We start from the raw sequence: 21669 nt of genomic DNA, 5'->3' as shown, positions 1-21669 counted from the left end.
GTGATTAACATGAATGACAGACAACTAAAAACAAAGTGGGCACAGCTCAACTGGAGAAGCCGTATTGCTTATCTGTCAATTGTATTTGTTTTACTATTCATTCCATTTGTTAGAATTGTATTGGAAACATTATTTGGCGTTGAACTTAACAGCTTCCTTATCATTGTGATTGCCTGGGGATTCAGTGTATTAGCTAACCTAATTGCAGTAGAATGGAAATGGTTGATTTTCGCTGCCGTTGTTCCCATAGAGTTGTATTTATTTACCAGTCGAGTCATTGAATTACTCCCACTTTAACAGACGATGAACATCTAACTAACCCCCTCTACTTTTACTGCTGAAATCCTAGAGGGGGTTAGTTTATTTATTTAGCTACTTCCCACAACTGTCTATCTCGCAATTCTACTATCCGATTGCAGTTATGAGCAACTTCCAAGTCATGGGTGACAATTACCATTGACATACCTTGGCTGTTAATAGACTGAAATAGTTCCATAATATCTTGGCTGGTGGATGCATCTAAGTTTCCTGTTGGTTCATCAGCAATTAAGATGTCTGGCTTACTGACAAGCGCTCGTGCCAAAGCAACACGCATTTGTTGCCCACCTGATAAGTTAGCTGCCTTCTCGCTTGCTTTATCAGCTAATCCAATCTTCTCAACTATTGCCAGACTTCTCTCTTTTCGTTCAACCTTACTCACTCCGGCATATCCTAGTGGCATCTGGACATTTTCCATAACTGTCATATCAACTAATAAATTGTGATATTGGCACATATACCCAATATGCGCCATTCTCAGACTAAATAACTCTTTTGTTGTTAAGTGAGAAGTGTCTTCTCCTAAGAGTGAATACTGCCCATTATAATCAGTATCTAAGAGAGCAATGAGATTTAATAAAGTTGTCTTCCCTAAACCAGATTGTCCTACAATAGCCACACTCTCTCCGCATTTCATCACAAAATTGAGTTGTCTGAAAATATCTACTTCACTGCTTCCTTGTCGAAATGTTTTATGAATATTTGATAATTTAATAAGTGTCCCACCCATAAGATCTCCTTTCGATTAAATCAGCCAATTCGTCAATTTCAGTCGAGATAAGTTGTAAGTCATCCACACTGTATTAATCATAATGATGCTGATGACAATGAAACCCGTCAGTCCAACACTGCTTCCATGTGTGACAATTGGAAAGTAATCTGTTGACAACTCAGGTTGAATCAATCCCGCAGCGACAATTGACAAAAGAAAAGCACTAATCATCAAAATAGATAGCTCACTGGCCATTTGAATAGCTAATATTTGCCAAGTTGCACCGAACAAATGATGAATGATATAGGATTTTTGCCGTTTATGAAAAATTAACATCATGATTCCAATGATACCAAAGGCAATCATAATCATTGCCACATAGCCAATCCAACTAAACAGTTGAACGGTCGAACGCATATCAGCCACGCGACTATCGAAATGTCCGAGCAAATCAACCGCTTCATAGCGATTATTAGGATTAAGATGTGTCATCTCAGTCACTAAATCAGCTACGTCTGTTAATGAACTGCTTGTTTTAATAACTGGTATGCCTTCATCTTCACCATAGTGAGCTAAGTCAGATGCTAATATAAATAATGCATTGGACGTATCGATATCATCTGATCCAATCGCTTGAAATGGAATACGTTCCCTAGAAGGAACAATTGAATCATAAGTATACATTTTTTCCTCAATGACTACCTTATCTGAATAAAATGCTATCCCTTCTGTTAATGTCTGTCCATCAGCTTTTCCCAGTGAAACAATTACATCTTTATCTCCGTAAGCAACACCTTTTTCAACCGGTTGATCGGGAAAATATGTGTCGAAAAAGGCCTGATTACCTCTAACTAAATAAATACTTCCGATATCATCGTCAGTCGTCAAGTAGTTAATAAGCGACCGTTTATGATAAATAATGTATTGCCTATCCAGTAAATCATCAGGAACTGTCTGATTTAATAAATCCCCCTGAACAGATGAAATAGTGGTCAATTGATGGGACCTATCATACATCAACACATCGCGCCGATAAGCATAAGAGTGCTGTTCATTAAGACCCATCAAAATTAATGTCAAACAAATAACACACTGAGCAAAGATAAAGAGATACTTCCACTTCTCACGCCACAATTGATGCATAACTTGACTAATCTGATAGCCCATATAACCCTCCTTACCCTCTCAATAATTGAATCGTGAGTCTTCTCCCTTGCCACCTACTTAGTATAGCAGCCAGCACACTGCTGACAATAATGATCAGTCCCCAACTGATCGTATAGACCGGCCATGTCAATTCAAAATAAAAAAAGACTGGAATAGACCCGCGAATTATATAATACACTCCAACACCCAGATGAAAACTGACCGTTACCAATAGTAATGTATCAACCAACACTAACAGCTGCCGTAGTTTTTCTCCTTGCCCGAATATTGTTCGAACCATATCTGCATGTCTAACTTGCTCTAAAGTTGCTGCCAACACTAACGACACATTCATTAGCATGATAAAGAGCAGGAATAACGTCACAACACTTATAATATTCTGGACACCTCGCGTCGATGCTTCTAATTCTCTCGCTCTATCAGCCAATGTCGGATTTGACTGATACTGACTAGAAACCTCTGATATATTTATTAAGTACTCTGACCGTCTCAAACTCGTCTGGAGTTGATTATCTACCTCATCAAAGTGAGTTACATATCGATTTTGCAATAACGGTTCTAATGTAAATCCAATTAAGTGATAGATGCTCTCTCCAATATGAATCTCATCACCAATCGCCAAGTTATGTTGCCGCTTTAAATTTTCTCCGGCAATGATAACATCAGACCGAGTATCAAATAATTGCCATAAGTCTCTTTCTGACTGAAGCGGTGGGATATAGTTATGATAGTGATTCGTTATACCAGACACCATATTGTAGTGATCTCCCACTAATAATTCATCTGTCAGTATCCGTTCTGCGTTAGGTGACATATCAGGGAACAAATCATTCGTATAATCTGTTATCACTAATACGTCCTCATCCCGGTACAACCAATCAATACGATTTATCTCAGCTTTAGCATCTAACCATTTACTAACAAACATAATTACAAAGATAAATCCAATTGCTAGAATAACTAATGACAACAATAGCGACTCTTTATTAGCTAAGCGCTGACGAAACTTACTTTCTAAAGCATACAATACTTTATTCATAGGTTATCCCTCCACGTTAATTACTTGTAGAATTGTATGCTGAACTACTAGATTTTTGGGCACATGCAACGAACATGAGACAAAGCATAGCCAGTAGACTTAAATAACCCCATTTCTTCATAGTTTCCTCCTACTTTGAAAGCTTGAAGATTTGATCATACTGGCGTCCAAGCACCAATATATCATGATTGTATTCTAATAACACCGGCGAATAGTCAACATAATCAGGATCGAACGTAGCAAGGGAATCAATGAGGTTTCCTTGTTTATCTAAACGGACAACACTATGTCTAAAGTACGTATAGGTTATAATATGATCATCTTTGAGTAGGAAATCTAGAGCTGTTAATTTATACGGTAACTCTACCTCTTCAACCAATTTATTATCAATTACTTTATATAAACTATTCTCGCCACTTTCAAATCCTTCAGAGTCATTATCTTTGTAATATTCACCTAACTCTAATGCGTATAGGTCACCGAATTCATCTTCATGAATACTCCCCGAAAAAAGTTCACCTATTTCACTCACTTGTTTTGACTCCAAATCTATCTTAAAGATATGAGCCGTTTTTTCTTGATTACTGTCATACGTCAAAAATAATGCGGTATCTTTTACGACTAAACTTAAAAATTCAGGTTCATGAATTTCAACTGGAAATGGAATAGTTTCCACTATCTCATGGGTTTGTTTGTCGACGTGAAGAATACTTTTAAGTCCTATATCAATAATATAGAGCGATTCCCCTTCTCCTGCTAATAACGTTGGCGATAGAATAGAGTCCTGCTCTATTTCATCAATTAATTCGTAGGATTCATTATACACATTAATCTTTCCCGCTTCTTCATCTGATAAATATAACTCATTATCAATAACAACTCCACCACCTACTGATTCTAAGGATAAATCCTGTAGAGACATTTCAGTAGAAGTATATGTGGAATTTTCAGCTATTTCATGGAATGATCCCTCTTCTAATTCCTCTGATTTAGACCCATTAATTATAGAACAACCAGATAAAGATATTGTGAGCAAAGCGCCAAAATAAATGATCTTTTTTTTCATTTTTTTCCTCCAAACAAGATGCTTCATGGTACAAACAGCATCTTTTATTTAAGTAATCGTTAGCATTTACATCCTAGATCCCTAGATAATTTTTTGTTCTATTTTGACAACATTAGCAACATTAACACATTTTCGTTTGTAATGTACAGTCTGAAGTAAAGATTTCTTTTTACCGGTCCATCTGTATTTTTGAGAGCAACAATTAATGTATCGAAATGATGAGCAACTATATAAAACGCTTTCTATGGATAAATAGTAGCATATTCTTCAAAAAAATACAATACTTTTTTCTTTGATTTTTTAATCCGCCACTCACCGAATTAATCCAAATCAAAAAACTTTCACCTATGAGGATGAAAGTTCATTACTAATTTTTTTATGGGTTGATCGACTTCGCTAAGACAGTTTCTACAACTGAACTTTCTTGTAGTGTCAACATTTGATCGCCGATGGTAGAAAAGCCCATATGCTGGTAAAAGGCTTGTGCATTCGTATTTTCCTTCAGACATTTCACTAATAAACCTTTGTATCCTAGCTCTTTCATCAATGTTTTGAATGCCACGACTAACTTAGCTCCATAGCCCCTACCTTGAGCAGATAGCGAGACGTATAAAGCGTACAATTCTCCATCAATAAAGGGAAATTGTGCTGTTTGTCGATTATTTCCACCGCCAATAAATCCAATTAGTTGCTGAGCGTCATTTTCAAGAACTAACATGTTACTCATCTGGATAGCTGCCAGCATACGCTGTGTCTGTGTAGCTTGATCCAGATTATCGAGAAGAGATTGGGGAAATATACCTTGATACGTTTCTCTCCAACTGTCTATGAGTACACAGGCTACCGCAAAAGCATCTGATTGTTTAGCATGCCTAATTTTCATAGTGATTCCTTTCCATATCTAATTTCTAAAAATTGATAGGCGTACTACTTTCAATTTTCACAAGCACCGAAAGCGTCATCTTGCTGTCGAACCAATCAATAAGGTTAAATGCCCAGCACATTTAACAACACTTCTTTCCTGAGCTTCTGAGTGATTGACTCCATCTATTTGAAGATTAACGCCATAGGATCTAAAATGGGAAATTAATTGTTCTTCTTTACCTTCTTTCTGGAGTTGTTTCAGCTGCTTTTAAAAGAGCATAGAGTTTCTCTTCTTCAAAATGCTGAATGGTTTGCATAATTTCTCTCTTCTGCTGACACCGTTTCTGATGGAAAAGCCAATGACAACATAGATGCACAACTACACGTCACAAATCATTTCGACACAACTGTTCTCATAAAAAACCCTCCTAAGGTTTTTTCTTTACTTCTCTACGTCTACTATGTTATCGTGAAGGCAAACAATATGAAAGGAATAACAATTATGAACTCAAAAAAAGTTAGGATAGTTACTACAATTCTTTATGGACTCACTGTTATTGGCATTTTAGTCAAATTCAATATGAGTATATTTACGGAGTCAATTGTATATCTTTTAGTCGGGTTGGGCGGATTATTCTTTACATACACGGAAAAAGAAAATAAACTCATATGGGGAGGAGGCATTATTATTTTAGCAGGAAGCATCATAATTCTGTTATCCATATTATTTTGAATTTTTCAACTCAAAATAAGAATCTCCCAGATGACCGAACACCAACCGTTCCGACATCTGAGGGATTCTTTTATTTTTTAAAATTAATTCTACCTAAACTTTTTGTTCATATATAGTACGTATAACACGTCAATAACTAATCCAACACCAAAAGCAAGATAATTGTTAGTGAAATGAGAAGTCACTGCTACGATGATAACTAGCAACAACCCGATAACTCGCGTCGTGTCTGTTATTTTATGCGCAACTTGTGTACGGAAATGCTCCTTTAATTGTTTATTTTTCTTTCTAATTAACCAGAAAATAAACGAAAGCAAAACAATTTCTACGACTAATAGTTTACCCGGTGAAAGCATATTTAAAATAGCTCCAATAAAGATAACGAACATCAGTCCAGTATATCGTTGGATTTTAGTCATAATTAATATTTTTTTCACCTCCTTCACTTCTAATTATATTCTAAAAAAATATTATGTAAAGGCTTTTATATTAAATAATTTATTATTTTTTATTTATAATTGCTTTATTTGTGACTATTATCATTTTTTGATAAAATATAAAATGTAGAATGAGTGTAATGGAGGAGAATAGTGATGGTAAGTGCCTTAATTGTATATGCAAGTTTAACGGGAAATACGGAGGAAGGTGCCGAGATTTTAGAAGAGGCTTTTGTCGATCTAGATGTTGATGTTGAAGTACTAGAGAGTACGTTCGCAGATCCTGAAGATTTCTTAGATTTTGATATTGTCATCGTCGGAACCTATACCTATGGAACTGATGCTGATTTACCAGATGAGATTGTTGATTTTTATGAAGAGTTAGCCGAAGTTGATTTAAGTGGTAAAATATTTGGCACGTTCGGTTCGGGAGATACATTCTATGAGAAGTTCTGTCAGTCCGTTCTTGACTTCGATCAGCAATTCGAACGAACTGGCGCAACACGTGGTTCTCAGCCGGTCTTATATAATCTATATCCCGAAGAAGATGACATTGTAGCACTGGAGAACATGGCAAAAGAACTTGTTGAAGCGACTAACTAATTATATAATAGTCAGAAAAATTGAGTTACATGAAGAGATATGCTACACTTATATAAATAACTTTAAGGAGTGTTACTATGGTGCTAGATAATTTTGATCAGTTAATTAAAAAATACGCTAATTTAATTGTAACAACAGGAATTAATGTTCAAGAAGGACATACCGTTCACTTGAGTGTCTCGGTAGATAATGCACAGTTAGGCCGTGCGATTACGAAAGCTGCTTACGAGAAAGGCGCGCGTGAGGTTATTGTTGATTGGAGCGACGACCCACTATCTCGTTTAAGCTTCGAGTACCAATCAAAAGAGACGCTAACTGATGTGCCCGACTACCGTATTGAAAAAATGAATTACCTGTTAAAGCATGGAGCAAGTCGTGTTGGAATTATTTCCAGCGATCCGGATAACTTAAATGGTATCGATGGTGAAAAGATTGCAGCCGCTCAAAAAGCAAATGCAGAAGCATTAAAACCCATGCGAGAAGCTTCTCAAGCGAACAAAATTAGTTGGACGCTGGGTGCTGCTGCTTCGCCAGAATGGGCTGCCAAAGTATTCCCTGACTTAGAGACTGAAGAAGAGCAAGTGGATGCTCTCTGGGATGCGATTTTTAAAGCCATTCATCTATACGACGAAGATCCTGTCGCAACTTGGGCGAAAAAAGATAAAACCTTAACAACAAAAGCCGATGAACTTAACGATGAACAATTCGTAGCACTCCACTACACTGCCCCTGGAACAGACTTAACAATCGGCTTGCCTGATGGTCACCGTTGGGAAGGAGCCGGTAGTGACAATGTTCGTGGCGAACGCTTCATGGCCAACATGCCAACTGAAGAAGTCTTCACTGCACCGGATGCTAATCGTGTTGACGGAAAAGTTGTCTCTACAAAGCCACTAAGCTATGCCGGATCTGTCATTGAAGGGATGGAATTCGAGTTCAAGGATGGAAAAGTTGTCTCCTTCTCTGCTGACAAGGGGCAAGACGTTATCGAAAAATTACTTGAACAAGATGAAGGAGCTTCTCGTTTAGGTGAAGTGGCGCTCGTACCGCATGAGTCCCCTATTTCACAGTCTGGTTTAACTTTCTTCAACACATTGTTCGATGAGAATGCTTCAAACCACGTTGCTCTAGGTTCAGCTTACGCATTCAGTCTCGAAGGTGGAACCGAGATGAGCGAGGATGAATTAAAAGAAGCTGGCTTGAACCGTTCAACCACACACGTTGATTTTATGATTGGATCAGCCGACATGGATATCGATGGTATTAAAGCAGACGGCACTCGTGTTCCTATTTTCCGCAATGGAACTTGGGCCTAACACAGTCTAAATAATTAACAAAGCCCTCGTACTGACAGCATTATTGTTGTCGGTACGAGGGCTTTAGTTTACCTATTCAACTAGTGGACCTCCCCTTCATAGAGGAAATGTGTTGGTTCTGTTGTATTCTCATTAACGGTATAACTCTCTATGCGCTGGAGCCCTTTATAGTCATAGAAACCATAATTACACCATTTATCCGTAAATAAGCAATAATGCTCTATATGTTGTTGCTTAAACTCTTCTTGGATAAGTTGCCATAACCCTGAACCAATTCCCTTGCCTCGGTTTGCTGCGGATACAATAAATAAAACAGCTTCGGCCTCATAATGGCTAGTTATTTTATGTTTCATTGCTTGATTAGCGCTGTGTCTGTTCTGAAAAATTTGAGCTAATTCAGCCACTATCGGTGATTCTTCTGTTATCAGTGTTAGAATATTAGCCGTGATATCTTGAGTAAACATTGCTAACTTAGGCGCGTTAGCTTGAATGCGGCCTAAAATAACCCCTACAATTTCGTCATCCTTAACGGCAACATAGCCAAATGATGACTTCATTAGACAATTATGTAAATCTAATTGAACAAAGGCTTGCGTTATTTCCCGATCTTTCGCTACATAATGGTTATACCATTCATTTTGTAATAATGCCTGTAGCCCATCATAATCACTCACTTGAATCGGACGATAGTTTATCTCATTCATTATCAGTCTCTCTCCTTTCGATAGCTTCTCCATTATAAATTAATGTTACCTGAATGTCAGCACGAATTGTATTAGAAATAGTACAATACTTGTCATGACTTAATTGTAAAGCACGCTCAATACGATTTTTGGGAATGTCAGTGACAATATGAACTACTAAATCGATTGATTCGATGCGGTTCGGTAGATTATCTGCTTTATGGGCTTCAAGTTCCAATGTCAATGATTCAACGGCTGTTTCGTAATTTCTTAAAGTTGTCATCAAGGAAATTCCCATACAACCACCCAATGAACTGAGCAATACTTCGACCGGTGTTTGGCCGTTATGTGTCCCGCTAATGGGATATCCCGCATCTAATTGCACCGCATGTCCATCTGATTTATCGGTAGCTCTAAATTCCAAATTCGACTGCCATGTTAATTCTACTCCCATAATAGACTCACTCCTTCTTCTCTTCTAGCTAGTACTTGCACTCAATAAGAAAGATAGCCTATATCGTACAGGCTATCTTTATCATCCACTATCAATTTAAAATAACAGTTACAATTTCAATCCGATTATTTAAGCGTACTGGAATCGAAGCATTTCCCATCCCTCGGGTAACGATCATTCGCTTTGTTGGTTGATCATCAGCTACGAACAAACCGTAATCATAGGCCGGTAGTAATCCTTGAGTGGTCGTGATCAATCCCCCGAAGTAAGGTAAGACAATTTGCCCACCCAATGTGTGCCCAGAAAACGTTAAATCAGGTGCTTTAGCGGCATCTTCCAAGTACTTATCAAAATACTCGGGGTGATGCGCTAATAATATTTTAGGTTTATCAATCATCTCTGCATCTAGTTCAATATTTTTTAAATATGGATCAGCTATATTATTCATATCCCCGCGTTCAGCAAAGCCCATCAATACAAGCCCCTCATGCGGCTGTTCATTCTTGAAAGTTGCATAAACCGCATCATCAATTAATAAATGAGCGCCACTCTCGACCAACAATTGTCCTAATTCATCGAAGCCTATATTTTCAATATCATGATTTCCTGTCACAACGTACGTAGGGGCCTTCTGACAAAGACTCTCGAAGAATTCCTTCACCGGTGTCTCTTCCAAATATTCCACGGTAGAATAAATTGTATTCCCCGTCACCACAATCATATCTGGTTCTTGTTTTTCAATCTTTGATAAAATTGTATTGACAAATCCATTATTCATATTCGCTCGGAAATTCAAATCTGAAATATGGACAATTTTCTTCCCGCGTAAATCGGTTGGTAGATTTGCTACTGTTAATTTATACGCAGTTACGTTAATAAAGCGATTTTGATAGAAAAAATAAATTCCTAGTAGTATAATCGCAACGATAATAATCCAAAACATTCCTTTACCTCCCAGTATTTATCTCATGGTACAGTCAATCTTGCCATGTTTTAATAAACTTTTTCATCATGCTGTATCATTCATAATATCGGACGACAACCGTGCACCATCGATTCGTCACTGCAAAGTTGACGGCCTCCTTACTGATTATAGCATAAAAAATTAGCCCAATGAACATGGATTTTGCCGTTTTATGTAAAAAATGCTGCACAATCTCATGTGCAGCGTTCGTATTAAGTGCTTGAAGTTGTGTGTTGCCGTTTCAGTTCATAGATAAATCCTAATAGTTGTAACGTCAAAATAGGCATTAAAGCTACCATTGCAATCATCCCGAATCCTTCAATCATAACGGAAGCAGTTGGAATGGTATCAGCAGCTCCTTGGATAAAAGCCAGAATGAAAGTTGCTGTAATCGGACCCGTAGCTACACCACCTGCATCAAAAGCCATACCGACAAATATCTTGGGGACAATAAACATCAATCCAATGGCGATAGCATAACCCGGTAATAAAATATGCCACAATTTTAATCCAGGAATTAACATACGTAAGACAGCTAAGAAAATTGCTATTCCCACACCGGAAGTCAGAGCAATTAATATCGGACGGCGCTTAATCGCTCCTGAAGTAACATCTTCAATTTGAGTCGTTAAAATGTTTGTTGCCGGTTCAGCTAGTATCGTCACAACTCCCATTACAGCTCCAACAATAGCTAACTCAACATACATAGCTTCACTAGCAATACGGTGTCCAATTATACGTCCAATATCCATAAAACCAGCATTCACACCCGTTAAGAAGATAACGAGTCCTGCAAAAACATAGATCGAGCCGATCCAAATTTTTTGTAACACTCGCTTAGGTACCTTAAGCTTGAATTTTTGATAAAAATAAAATAGGCCGACAATTGGCATGATCGTCATCAGAACATCTTGCAATTGTTTTATGAATACTGATATATAGCGTGTAAGTAAGGATGTGTCCCCATCTACTTCAATAGACAATGAGCCTGTAAGTTCTCCAATGGGCATCAGTAAATTAAATAACATCACCGCTATAATGGCTCCAACAGAAGCAATCGCCACTAACCCAAAACTGTCATTATTTGATTGTGAGGTGCCTTTTTTCAAGTTAGCCACACCCGAAGCCATCGCGAGCACAAAAGGTACAGTAATAGCGCCTGTTGTTGCTCCAGATGCATCAAAGGAAATCGAAATAAATTCTTCAGAGGTAAAAATTGCCATCATAAACACTAAACTATAAGCACTTATGAGTATTTTAATTAATGACCAATCATACACAATTCGCAACAACCCAATAACTATCATAATGGCTAGTCCTACTGAGACAACACTTACAATCGCCATGGCATTAACAGCGCCGCCGGATATAGCAGCAATTTCCTGTCCTAATACATTAATACTAGGCTCAGAGGCCGCAATCAAAAAACCTAGCACAAAACCAAATATGACAACAATGCTCACCTTATTAGATCGAGCAATACCTTTTCCCATTTGCTCACCAATTGGGGTGATAGCTAAGTCAACTCCCGTCAAGAAAATAGTCATTCCCGCCATAATAAAAAGAGTGCCGACAGAAAATGCGAGTAGTGCCTCTTTAGGTAAATCAACAATAAAAAAATGGATAAGTAAAACTAAACTATACGTTGGGATAACTGCTTGCAGCACCTCACGAAATTTTTGCGTTAATATATTCACTTATTTATCATCCCTCCTATTCATAAATACCACGTAATTCACTGATATCTAACGTAAACATAACACCTGAGTTTTCTTGTTCGATATTTAGATGATCAGCAATACCGTTCATAATGGATGGAGCCTGAGCAGTCGCTGTAATAATTAATAAAATATCTTTTTCTGGTTCAATTTCCATATTAAAAACTGTTGTGATATCTTTTGAACTCGCTCCACGCCCATGAATAATGGTGCCTCCTGTCGCACCACGATCTTCGGCAACAGTCATCACTTCTTGAGCGGTTCCACGTTCAACCACTGTAAAAATTGCTTGATACATTGACTGGCTCTCCCTTTCTGTCTGCTTTAATGGGGTTCTTCGTTCCTTCTGGCGATTTGATAAGCCTAGTACGTTATTTAGCGGTAATTGGGCACCGATGCCATGATGTTTTTTATACATTTGTTTTGTTCTAGCAATATGATCTAATACTTTGGTCGCCATGGCAGTCGGGGTTAAAATTAAGCATATTTCACGACGGACACTATCAAGGCAAAGCTTTCGCAAGAAACCATTTTTAATTGTTCCCTCAGCTGGAATAATCGTTCCTCCAGCAACTCCCCGCTGCCGGGCATCAATCATTAACTGTTTGGATTCATGTTCATTTACTATAAATACCAATAAATCCATTGCTAAATGCTCCATATTCACACCTCTTATCTTTTTATGTTATTTATAACATAAAATGTGTCGAAGACAATTGCACTCTCCAACACATTTTATTTATATTTAAAACGTCATTCTGTGAACCAAGATTATTTTGCTGTTTCTTCATTTAAAATACGATTAACTTTTTCGACTTTTCGCTTCATTGTCCCAGAATGACCTGGACGAACATCGGCTTTTACGTTTACAATTGTCCGAATACCGCGATCAGTTAATACTTGTGTCGCTTCTTTCACAATCGCCATCACTTCATCCCAGGGTCCTTCAATTTCAGTAAACATGGAATACGTTTGGTTCGGTAAGTGTGATGAGCGAATCACTCGAATAACTTCAGCAATTTGTGGAGCTAGTTCTTCTTGACTAGCAATGGGGGCAATGGATACTGCTACTAATGTATTCATATCTGACATCTTTATTCCTCCACCAGTTCAAATTCATTATCAGCAATTTCTTCTGGCGTTAAGTTATGCAAGTAATCTAAGAAGCGAGCTTGGAAAGTACCCGGCCCCTGACTGTCTGCAGCTGCTTTCTCTGAAGCTTTCTTAAAGACTTGTACGCCGGTAAGTGCTGCTATGAATGGATCTTCAACTTGAGTAGCGTAGATAGCAATGACTCCACCGAGTGCACAACCTGATCCGGTAATATTGGCTAATATTTCATGACCGCCCTTGACACGTACGACACGTCGTCCATCAGTAATCAAATCCTCTTTTCCTGATACGACACAGACTCCTTCAGTATGTTCAGCAATTGATTTAGCCGCTTCAGTTGCTTCTTCGACCAGTTCGGTTGAATCTACTCCGCGAACTTTTGAAGCAGCTTGTCCACCTTCTAAGCCCCAAAGCCCAGCTAAGGCTAATATTTCAGAAGCATTTCCTTTAATAATAGTTGGTTTATAGGCATTGAATTGGCGCAATAAACGTGTGCGCAATGATCCAATTCCGACTGCAACTGGATCAAGTACCCAATTTTTGTGGGTATCTGACAGTAAGCGACCAGCTTGCGGAAGCGTATCTTCATAAATAGGTAAAATAGTCCCTAAGTTAATGTAAAATGAGTCTCCTTTTTCAACAAGTGTTTCTGCTTCATCTGGCATGTAGACACAAGAGGCAGACCCACCGACAGCAATTTGTGCATTGGCTACAAAATTAATGGTCACCGTATTCGTAACGGATCCGACCATCGGATTATTTTTTTTCACATCTTCGACACACTGTATGATTCCTTGTTTCAATTCACTGACCATTATAATATTCCAGCTCCTTAAATTCTAAAATGATATCTTATTAACTATTATAGCGTAAATCAGGCAATATTTAAACTACAAGCGATTTAACAAAGGGGTTCGCTAGAGATAATGCAATAAAAACCGGACGTTCTTTAACTTATTGTGCAATATCTTTAATTAATTGTCCTTCTTCATTGTAAACAAACTGACGTGCTTGTTTAACATTTCCCATGGCTTTGATTAGACGATCACGATAAGGTTCAGCTAATTCATCAAACAAAAATGTATAGTCATCTAAACTCAACTGTTGGCGCTTAGCATCTATTTCACCTTTTGTACGTACGGTATAGCTAGTTGATGGCAGAGACCCTTCAATCTCTTCTTTTTCAATGCGATAGAAAGAAAACTCATCAATGTAGGAAATTTCCAGCGCACCCGTGTTAGTTCGGTATGCTTCATAATCATAATTTTCTCCATTAATTTCCCACCAAGCAATAATAGCCTCTTTCGCTGCTTCCTCGCTCTTATATGTGCCGTGTTCTTTACGTACGTTATCACGCTTATTAATCCAGTAAGTAGTATACACTGTCTGACTCATCTCGATCCCATCCTTCTATGCTATTTTCTCTATTATAACGTATATCTGTACCCGGTTACAATTATTTCCCTTGAAGTCATGCTTGATCCCCGTCATTTATGAATGATTGAACATCTCCAGCAGCATATAAGATCAATATTGTTTTTCCGTCTTAGTTATGATAAAAGTAAACGATCCGATAACTCAGAGTGATCTGCATGTTGGCTGAAGTGTCTCAGTAATTCAGCGCTAGTAAGTGATGCCTTATCTTCTCCGGCAATATCAAGTGCAATCTGCCCACGATGCAACATAATCAATCGATTGCCGTAATGAATCGCATCCTCTAAATTGTGAGTAATCATTAAAGCCGTGATGTCCTCTGATGTAACTCGTTCATTAGTTAATTCCATTACAGTGTGCGCTACTTGAGGATCTAGTGCCGCTGTATGTTCATCAAGAAGCAAAATTTCCGGTGTTTGAATAGTTGCCATTAACAAGGCGATTGCTTGACGCTGACCTCCTGAGAGATATTGTACTTCTGTATCCAACTTATCTTCTAATCCCATGTGTAGTGAGGCGACTAATGTTTTGAACTGCTGGCGAACTGCTTGGTTCATCCCAAAGCGCAAGCCTCGTTTTTGTCCACGTAAGGCAGCAATTCTTAAATTTTCGGCAATGGTCATTCGTGGTGCTGTTCCCATAGTTGGATCTTGAAAAACTCGTGCCATTTTTGTTGCCCGCTGTTGTTCTGACTGATGTGTAATGACTTGGCTTCCTAAGCGGATATCACCTGAATCCGGCGTTAAATTTCCTGAAATAATGTTAAGTAACGTTGACTTCCCAGCACCATTTCCACCGATAATTGTTATGAAATCACCAGGATAAACTGCTAAATTAAGTGATTGAATAACGTGAGTTTCATTCACCGTTCCCATATGAAAGCTCTTATCTATATGCGTTAAACTTAAAATAGGTTGTCTTTTCATCGTTGTTCCTCCTGACGATATGTTGAAAACTGCATTCCATATTTATGCCACATTGACGGCAATATCATAATAATAGCTAATAAAATAGCTGAAATGAATTTTAAATCATTGGGGTTTAAACCTAGCGAAAGAGCCCCCGAAATAATTAGTCGATAGATAATAGCCCCTAAAGGTAGCGATATTAAGCGTGGTAAGAACGCAATATTACTCATCGTGACTTCAGCAATCATCACAGACGCTAACGCGATAACAATTGTTCCAATCCCCATACTAATATCCGCATAGCCACTATGCTGTGCAATTAAAGCACCAGATAGTGCCACTAATCCATTAGACAACATCAAGCCCGTTATTTTCATCTGATGTGTCCGAATGCCCAATGATATAGCCATTCGCTCGTTATCTCCCGTCGCAATCAAAGCTTGCCCATAGTCGGATAAGAAGAAAGCATATAATATAACAATAAAGAAAATTAAGAGAATCATTCCTATTATTATTGAGTTATAATAGTCATTCATGCCTGTCAGAGACGTTACACGCGGTTGATTTAAGAGACTAATATTTGATCGCCCCATCACACGCAAATTAATTGAATACAGTCCGGTCATGGTTAGAATTCCGGCCAAGAGCGGTTGAATGCCGCCTTTTGTAATGAGCAATCCCGTAATTAATCCCCCCATCATCCCTGAAAGAAGAGCGATTAAAGTGGCATAATAAGGATTTAATCCATTAGTAATTAAAACAGCTGCTACACTTGCTCCGAGGGGAAAGGTTCCTTCCATCGTTAAATCAGCTATATTTAAGATACGAAAAGAAATAAATAAGCCGAGTGCCATAACTCCCCACAGGATGCCTTCTGCTACAGATACAATAATTAAGTTCATCTTATTCTCCTTTCACTTTTTCACGCACGGTATCCGGCAAATGAATGCCCAGTTTATTCGCTTGTACTTCATTAACAATTAAGTCCAGTTCACTTGGGAATTCAACTGGCATCTCATTAATCTTTTCACCCTTCAAGACTCGCGCCGTCATTTTCCCAGTAAGATATCCCAAATTGTATTGATTAAGGCCCATTGTTGCCAATCCTCCTTGCTCTACCATCGTATCCACTACCGGAAAAATAGGTGTCTTCGTACGATTTGCTATCTCTACTAAGGTCGGAAAGGCACTAGCAATCATATTGTCCGTCCCAACCCAAACCGCATCTACTTGCGTTAATAATTGTGTTGCAACTTGTGCTAAATCATTGGTTGAACTAATAGTTGCAACTACTGGCTCTATCCCAATAGATTGCATATATTCCGCCGCTTGTTCACTTTGTTTCCTTGAATTATCTTCAGCAGTTGAATAAATGATTCCTATCTTCTCTACATCAGGTAAAATTTCTTGCATTAAATCGAGTTGTTCTTTGATCGGTGTTCGATCAGAAACACCAGAAATATTGCCTCCAGGGTGTTCTAAATTTTCAATCAACCCAGCATTTACCGGATCAGTCACTGCTCCCATCACAATCGGAATATTTGTTGATGCATTAGCCAGTGCTTGGACAGCAGGCGTGGCAATTCCGATCATAACATCAGCATCTTCTCGCACAAACATTTGCGACATCGTACTTAAGTTATTTTGGTCTCCTTCTGCATTTTGGAATAATAATGTCATGGACTCTCCGTCTATGAATCCTTCTTCCGCTAAAGCATCAATCGTTCCTTTCTTAATATCATCGAGTGCAGGATGGCTAACCAATTGTAATAACCCAACAGTTGGTAGACGGCCTTCAATTGAGCTACGTTCCTCAACAAAGATGGCCCCACCAACTAGCACCAACAATACCGCAATTACTCGAAACACTTTCTTCATAACATCACTCCTTCTATATTTTTTATACAAAAAAAGACAACCATTCATCTACGGTTGCCTAAAAAATATAGAAAACCGCACAGACTCTATGATCCATGCGGTCGATAATGTTAATACTCACCCCATAGATACATCCCTTCAATTGAATGAATGGCTGCATCTACGTCAAAACTTAAGACACAGCATCTATACGGCTTTGCCAACGTATTCTATTTAATTGTTTAGCTTGTCCGATCAACATCGTGTCTCCCCATTTCTTTTTTGTATACATTAATAGTACACTGCTTGTATTAAAATGTCAATTAATTTTTCAAAAATTTTAATCTTTCTAAGGGTATTTTACCTTATTGTTGCACCATAGATTTTATCGGTTCAAAACTTCGGCGATGAATCGGACAAATACCAACTTTTCTTAAGGCTGCTAAGTGAGCAGATGTCCCGTAACCCATATTAGAGTCAAAATCATAGGCAGGATATTGTTGGCTGAAGTCAGTCATTAATTGATCACGATATTCTTTAGCAATAATACTGGCAGCCGCAATGCTGTTACTATGGGTGTCCCCTTTAATAATAGATTGTTGTGGTATATCGACTGCAATTGTCATGGCATCAATTAATAAATGTTCAACTGGATGGTTGAGTTCAGCAACTGCTCGCTCCATAGCTAACTTAGTTGCTTGATAAATATTCAGTTGGTCGATTTCTTCTGGGGTAGCTTGAGCAATTGTTACGGCAAGTGCTCGTTCATTAATTGTATCTACCAACTGTTTTCGTCGGGTTGCACTCAATTGTTTCGAATCATTTAAGCCCAGTATTGGTTGGGACGGATCTAGAATAACGCAAGCTGCTACGACGGGGCCAGCGAGCGGACCGCGCCCCACTTCATCCACACCACCAATCAATGTAATATTTTCATCATACAACTGTTGTTCGTACTTATTCCGTATTTGAAAATCTACTTCGAGTTGTGCATGTTTCTCCTGTTTTTTTTGCCAGCGTTTGAGCGCTTGTTGCACACCTTTGCGCTGATCATTTTGCAATTCCTTTATAACAGGATGATTCGCATCTTCCATAGTCTGCAATAAAGCTTCAATTTCTTTAATTGTCTGATGAGCCATCTGAATCCCTCATCAATGCTGGAGTTTCCAAAGAGAATGGACCGAGTAAACCTTTGCGGACTTCATAAATCATCATCTCAGCGCCACGTTCATAATCATCGCGGTAACCTCTTTTTTTCGTAATGAGCATCAATAATTCAGGCAATGGCATTTCTGTCTCTAATTTTTTATCAAAATTATAACGTTTAGCTAAACGCCCCGGATAGTGTTCGGTGAAGTATGCCATCATAAAGAGTGCCACATCATCTAAGTGAAGTAGTGTATCTTTAATAGCGCCTGTCACCGCTAGACACTTACCTACTCGTTGATCTTCAAATTTAGGCCAAAGAATTCCTGGCGTGTCTAATAACTCTAATTTATTTTTGTATTTAATCCATTGCTGCGCTTTAGTAACGCCCGGACGATTTCCTGTTTGGGCAATATTTTTGCCCGCAAACCGATTAATCAATGTTGATTTACCTACATTAGGAATCCCCACACTAACCGCACGAATCGCTCGTGGTCTTAAGCCTTTATCTATCCGTTTTTGTTTATACTCAGTTAAGACATCATCGGCTGCTGCTAAAATAGGACTGACATCTTGATTACGCTTTGCGTTATAAGGAACAACTGCAATATTATTTTCTTTATAATAGGTTAGCCATTGTGAAGTGATTTGTGCATCTGCTAAATCTGATTTCATCAAAATTTTGACACGTGGTTTGTCTCCAATAATTTCATCAAGTGATGGATTCGAACTGGATAAAGGAATACGGGCATCTAATAGTTCGAATACTACATCGACTAGTTTTAATTTTTCTTGAAATTCACGTGTTGCTTTGGCCATATGACCGGGAAACCATTGAATTGTCATCATCTATCACCTTTCCATTTAAATATAAATCTTTTTGGTTGTTGTGTTTCGTAACGTTAACATAAAATGAGAGCTAAGCTACATAACATGGACTAACTATGATCTAGCTAGACACATGCTCGTTCACTTAGCCCCATTAGTATCAATATAAGAAGCCGACTTCTGATAATGGCCAGAGTTGTAGTCTTGTTTCACCAGAAATTGCTTCTTCTGAAATGAAACCAAAACTTCTTGAATCTCGGGAATTTACCCGATTATCTCCCATGACAAAATACTGTCCTTCTGGTACGGTTTCTTCTCCAGTAATATCAACCATCGAAAAATTAGCGGTATACGTTCCTGGATAGGCATCGATAATCTCATTCAGGTATGGTTCATCAACTGGTTCGCCATTTAGATAGAGTTGATCTTCAGTAAATTCAACATGATCGCCTGGTATTCCGATCACACGTTTAATATACTGTTTATCCGGTTCATCCGGCGAATCAAAAACCACAATATCAAAGCGCTCAATCGAACTTATTTTGTTAGAAATCAGTCGATCATTCGGTTGCAATGTTGGCGCCATCGATTGCCCATCAATGCTAACTTGTGCGAATAAAAATGTTTGTATCAGAAGGAATATACCTAAAATAACACCAACATATATTAGCGTACTGATAATCTCTTTCCCTAACCAAACAAGCGTTGACTCTTCCGATTCATGTTTGCTCATTCGTGAAGACATTCTGTTGGTGTTCTGTTCTCGGTTACTTGCCATATCATTCCTTCTTTCTATAAGGGTTATTTAATTTGACTCATTAATCTTGAAGTTTGTCTACTGCATAATCATATTGATCATCATGTTCACTGAAGTATTCTTGAACAAGTCGCATTAAGGTCATTGCTGTACTATCATGCACAACGCCAGTTACATTTAATTGATGCTCCGTTTGAATTTGTTCAATGGCAGTTTTAGTCTGTTCAGTAAATTGATCACTAACCATTACATCATAACCTAACATGTTTAATATGCGGTTAATATTCTCAACTTCTTGTGATTGATCACCAAGTTTATACGTTGCTTCAGCATCAACGATTAATAAATCACCATACTGGCTACGCTCTACTTCTTCATCTGGCATTACACCTTTTTCATTAATAAAGTCTCCTGAAGCTGTTAGCCATATTTGGTGGGTAAACTTCACTTCCGTATGGCCACTTAGTTCCTGGATCGTTTGAACTGTTCCTTTACCATAAGTTGGTGTTCCAATAATAGGATAACCAGCATGCTGCATAGCTCCTGCTAAAATTTCTGAAGCACTTGCACTACCTTCATTCACCAACAGTACCGCTTCATATTGACTACGATCAAACTTGAAGTCACCATATTCATCACTGGCAAGGAATACATGCGGTTGTTCCGTCTCATCAGCTTGAATTTGCATAATCGGCTCACCGTTATTCACGAAAATATTGCCCATCTTTATTGCCACATCAAGTAGCCCACCTGGATTCCCTCTAACATCAAAAATAAATTTCTCAACATTTTGCGACTGCAACTCTTTAATCGCTGCAACGAGTTCATCATAAGTTGTCGAATTAAAACGTGTAATATGAACATGCCCAATTGATTGATCACTTTCGTCAATGTTGGTTTTAACAGATTCAAGTGGGATGGTGTCCCTTGTTACTGCAAGCGTAAATTCTTCCTCATTACGACGCAGTTTTAAATTGACCTCGGTGCCTTTCTCTCCTCTAATCAGTTGAACGGCTTCAGTCACATTTAGATCTTGAACAGACTGTCCATTGACTTCTAAAATTAGGTCATCCGCTTGTAAGCCGGCTTTATCAGCTGGTGAGTCAGCAATCGGCGACATGATACGAACAGCATCCCCATCTTTCATCACCTCTGCACCAATGCCTTCAAAAGAACCGCTAATAGAATCATTTAATTCGGCCGTATCCACACTATTTAGAAATGCTGTATGGGGATCGCCTAATGAGTCGGCCATTCCTTCCAGTGCTCCCTCAATTAAGGTCTTAGAATCAACCTCTTCGTAATAGTGATTCATCAAGGTATGATACATTGCCTCAACGTCATCTAATGACAACTCATCATCAAGGGGTTGCCCAGTCACGGTGATACTAGTGGAGCCTGACTGACGAGCAGGACTTCCTTGCCATACCCCGACAAAATAAGCTCCACCCGCTCCTAATACACCGATAATAGCAACAACAATAAGTGATATAATATAATTGGTCTTACTAACAGTTTGTTTCTCTTCGGTCATTCCACACCATCTCACTTC

Annotated in this window: 24 protein-coding genes; 3 read left to right on the top strand and 21 right to left on the bottom strand. The window is 38.4% G+C overall.

Annotation, left to right across the window (positions count from 1 at the left end; translation table 11 throughout):
- Positions 1-9: 9 nt before the first annotated feature.
- On the top strand, positions 10-297 hold the full coding sequence (locus HMPREF9703_RS05130; RefSeq protein ID WP_004636155.1) for a hypothetical protein: 288 nt from the start codon (positions 10-12) through the stop codon (positions 295-297).
- A gap of 67 nt (positions 298-364) precedes the next feature.
- Here HMPREF9703_RS05130 and HMPREF9703_RS05125 read toward each other — a convergent pair whose 3' ends face one another.
- The 6 genes from HMPREF9703_RS05125 to HMPREF9703_RS05095 all read right to left on the bottom strand — a co-directional run bounded on the left by HMPREF9703_RS05125 (position 365) and on the right by HMPREF9703_RS05095 (position 6336).
- Entirely contained in the window at positions 365-1048 is a 684-nt protein-coding gene (locus HMPREF9703_RS05125) for an ABC transporter ATP-binding protein (protein WP_004636154.1), read from the bottom strand.
- A 15-nt stretch (positions 1049-1063) separates the two neighbouring features.
- The gene (locus HMPREF9703_RS05120) at positions 1064-2197 is read right to left on the bottom strand and encodes an ABC transporter permease (RefSeq protein ID WP_004636153.1); all 1134 of its coding nucleotides are present in this window, start codon (positions 2195-2197) and stop codon (positions 1064-1066) included.
- A gap of 10 nt (positions 2198-2207) precedes the next feature.
- Entirely contained in the window at positions 2208-3236 is a 1029-nt protein-coding gene (locus tag HMPREF9703_RS05115) for a hypothetical protein (protein WP_004636152.1), read from the bottom strand.
- A 130-nt stretch (positions 3237-3366) separates the two neighbouring features.
- Positions 3367-4302: a YncE family protein gene (locus HMPREF9703_RS05110; protein ID WP_004636151.1), complete on the bottom strand. Its 936-nt coding sequence runs from the start codon at positions 4300-4302 to the stop codon at positions 3367-3369.
- A gap of 376 nt (positions 4303-4678) precedes the next feature.
- Positions 4679-5185: a GNAT family N-acetyltransferase gene (locus HMPREF9703_RS05105; RefSeq protein WP_004636150.1), complete on the bottom strand. Its 507-nt coding sequence runs from the start codon at positions 5183-5185 to the stop codon at positions 4679-4681.
- 803 nt (positions 5186-5988) lie between these two features.
- Entirely contained in the window at positions 5989-6336 is a 348-nt protein-coding gene (locus HMPREF9703_RS05095) for a hypothetical protein (protein WP_004636148.1), read from the bottom strand.
- A 156-nt stretch (positions 6337-6492) separates the two neighbouring features.
- On the opposite strand from HMPREF9703_RS05095, the gene HMPREF9703_RS05090 reads away from it, so the two are divergent.
- The gene (locus HMPREF9703_RS05090) at positions 6493-6939 is read left to right on the top strand and encodes a flavodoxin (protein WP_004636147.1); all 447 of its coding nucleotides are present in this window, start codon (positions 6493-6495) and stop codon (positions 6937-6939) included.
- An 80-nt stretch (positions 6940-7019) separates the two neighbouring features.
- A complete protein-coding gene (locus tag HMPREF9703_RS05085; RefSeq protein ID WP_174263865.1) occupies positions 7020-8255 on the top strand; it encodes an aminopeptidase in 1236 nt (411 codons plus the stop codon).
- An 80-nt stretch (positions 8256-8335) separates the two neighbouring features.
- Here HMPREF9703_RS05085 and HMPREF9703_RS05080 read toward each other — a convergent pair whose 3' ends face one another.
- The 15 genes from HMPREF9703_RS05080 to HMPREF9703_RS05010 form a co-directional block, all read right to left on the bottom strand.
- Positions 8336-8959 carry a GNAT family N-acetyltransferase gene (locus HMPREF9703_RS05080; RefSeq protein WP_004636143.1) on the bottom strand — a complete coding sequence of 208 codons (624 nt, stop codon included), beginning with the start codon at positions 8957-8959 and terminating at the stop codon, positions 8336-8338.
- On the bottom strand, positions 8952-9392 hold the full coding sequence (locus HMPREF9703_RS05075) for an OsmC family protein (RefSeq protein ID WP_004636141.1): 441 nt from the start codon (positions 9390-9392) through the stop codon (positions 8952-8954). The genes HMPREF9703_RS05080 and HMPREF9703_RS05075 overlap by 8 nt, the downstream gene beginning before the upstream one ends.
- Positions 9393-9483: 91 nt before the next feature.
- Positions 9484-10335 (bottom strand): metallophosphoesterase, encoded by an 852-nt coding sequence (locus tag HMPREF9703_RS05070; protein ID WP_004636139.1) that lies wholly within the window; start codon positions 10333-10335, stop codon positions 9484-9486.
- Positions 10336-10568: 233 nt separating this feature from the next.
- The gene (locus HMPREF9703_RS05065) at positions 10569-12053 is read right to left on the bottom strand and encodes a DUF1538 domain-containing protein (protein ID WP_004636137.1); all 1485 of its coding nucleotides are present in this window, start codon (positions 12051-12053) and stop codon (positions 10569-10571) included.
- Between the two features lie 16 nt (positions 12054-12069).
- Positions 12070-12735, bottom strand: coding sequence for a hypothetical protein (locus HMPREF9703_RS05060; protein ID WP_004636135.1), 666 nt, complete (start codon positions 12733-12735; stop codon positions 12070-12072).
- Positions 12736-12845: 110 nt separating this feature from the next.
- The gene (locus HMPREF9703_RS05055) at positions 12846-13166 is read right to left on the bottom strand and encodes a thiamine-binding protein (RefSeq protein WP_004636132.1); all 321 of its coding nucleotides are present in this window, start codon (positions 13164-13166) and stop codon (positions 12846-12848) included.
- A gap of 2 nt (positions 13167-13168) precedes the next feature.
- On the bottom strand, positions 13169-14002 hold the full coding sequence (gene thiM / locus HMPREF9703_RS05050) for a hydroxyethylthiazole kinase (protein ID WP_004636131.1): 834 nt from the start codon (positions 14000-14002) through the stop codon (positions 13169-13171).
- 139 nt (positions 14003-14141) lie between these two features.
- Positions 14142-14582: a hypothetical protein gene (locus tag HMPREF9703_RS05045; RefSeq protein WP_004636128.1), complete on the bottom strand. Its 441-nt coding sequence runs from the start codon at positions 14580-14582 to the stop codon at positions 14142-14144.
- A 155-nt stretch (positions 14583-14737) separates the two neighbouring features.
- Entirely contained in the window at positions 14738-15547 is an 810-nt protein-coding gene (locus tag HMPREF9703_RS05040) for an ABC transporter ATP-binding protein (protein WP_004636126.1), read from the bottom strand.
- Positions 15544-16431, bottom strand: a complete 888-nt coding sequence (locus HMPREF9703_RS05035; protein WP_004636124.1) for an ABC transporter permease — start codon at positions 16429-16431, stop codon at positions 15544-15546. The genes HMPREF9703_RS05040 and HMPREF9703_RS05035 overlap by 4 nt, the downstream gene beginning before the upstream one ends.
- 1 nt (position 16432) lies before the next feature.
- Positions 16433-17407 (bottom strand): tryptophan ABC transporter substrate-binding protein, encoded by a 975-nt coding sequence (gene trpX, locus HMPREF9703_RS05030; protein WP_004636122.1) that lies wholly within the window; start codon positions 17405-17407, stop codon positions 16433-16435.
- 344 nt (positions 17408-17751) lie between these two features.
- On the bottom strand, positions 17752-18525 hold the full coding sequence (gene rnhB / locus HMPREF9703_RS05025) for a ribonuclease HII (RefSeq protein WP_004636121.1): 774 nt from the start codon (positions 18523-18525) through the stop codon (positions 17752-17754).
- Entirely contained in the window at positions 18506-19378 is an 873-nt protein-coding gene (gene ylqF / locus HMPREF9703_RS05020; protein WP_004636119.1) for a ribosome biogenesis GTPase YlqF, read from the bottom strand. Before ylqF ends, rnhB begins: the two co-directional genes overlap by 20 nt.
- A 142-nt stretch (positions 19379-19520) precedes the next feature.
- Positions 19521-20138, bottom strand: coding sequence for a signal peptidase I (gene lepB, locus HMPREF9703_RS05015; RefSeq protein ID WP_004636118.1), 618 nt, complete (start codon positions 20136-20138; stop codon positions 19521-19523).
- A gap of 40 nt (positions 20139-20178) precedes the next feature.
- On the bottom strand, positions 20179-21651 hold the full coding sequence (locus HMPREF9703_RS05010; protein WP_004636115.1) for a S41 family peptidase: 1473 nt from the start codon (positions 21649-21651) through the stop codon (positions 20179-20181).
- Positions 21652-21669: the final 18 nt, after the last annotated feature.

Source organism: Dolosigranulum pigrum ATCC 51524 (assembly GCF_000245815.1).
Lineage (GTDB): Bacteria > Bacillota > Bacilli > Lactobacillales > Carnobacteriaceae_A > Dolosigranulum > Dolosigranulum pigrum.
Note: the sequence above shows the minus strand (reverse complement) of the source record. Positions and strands in the feature narration are given on the sequence as shown.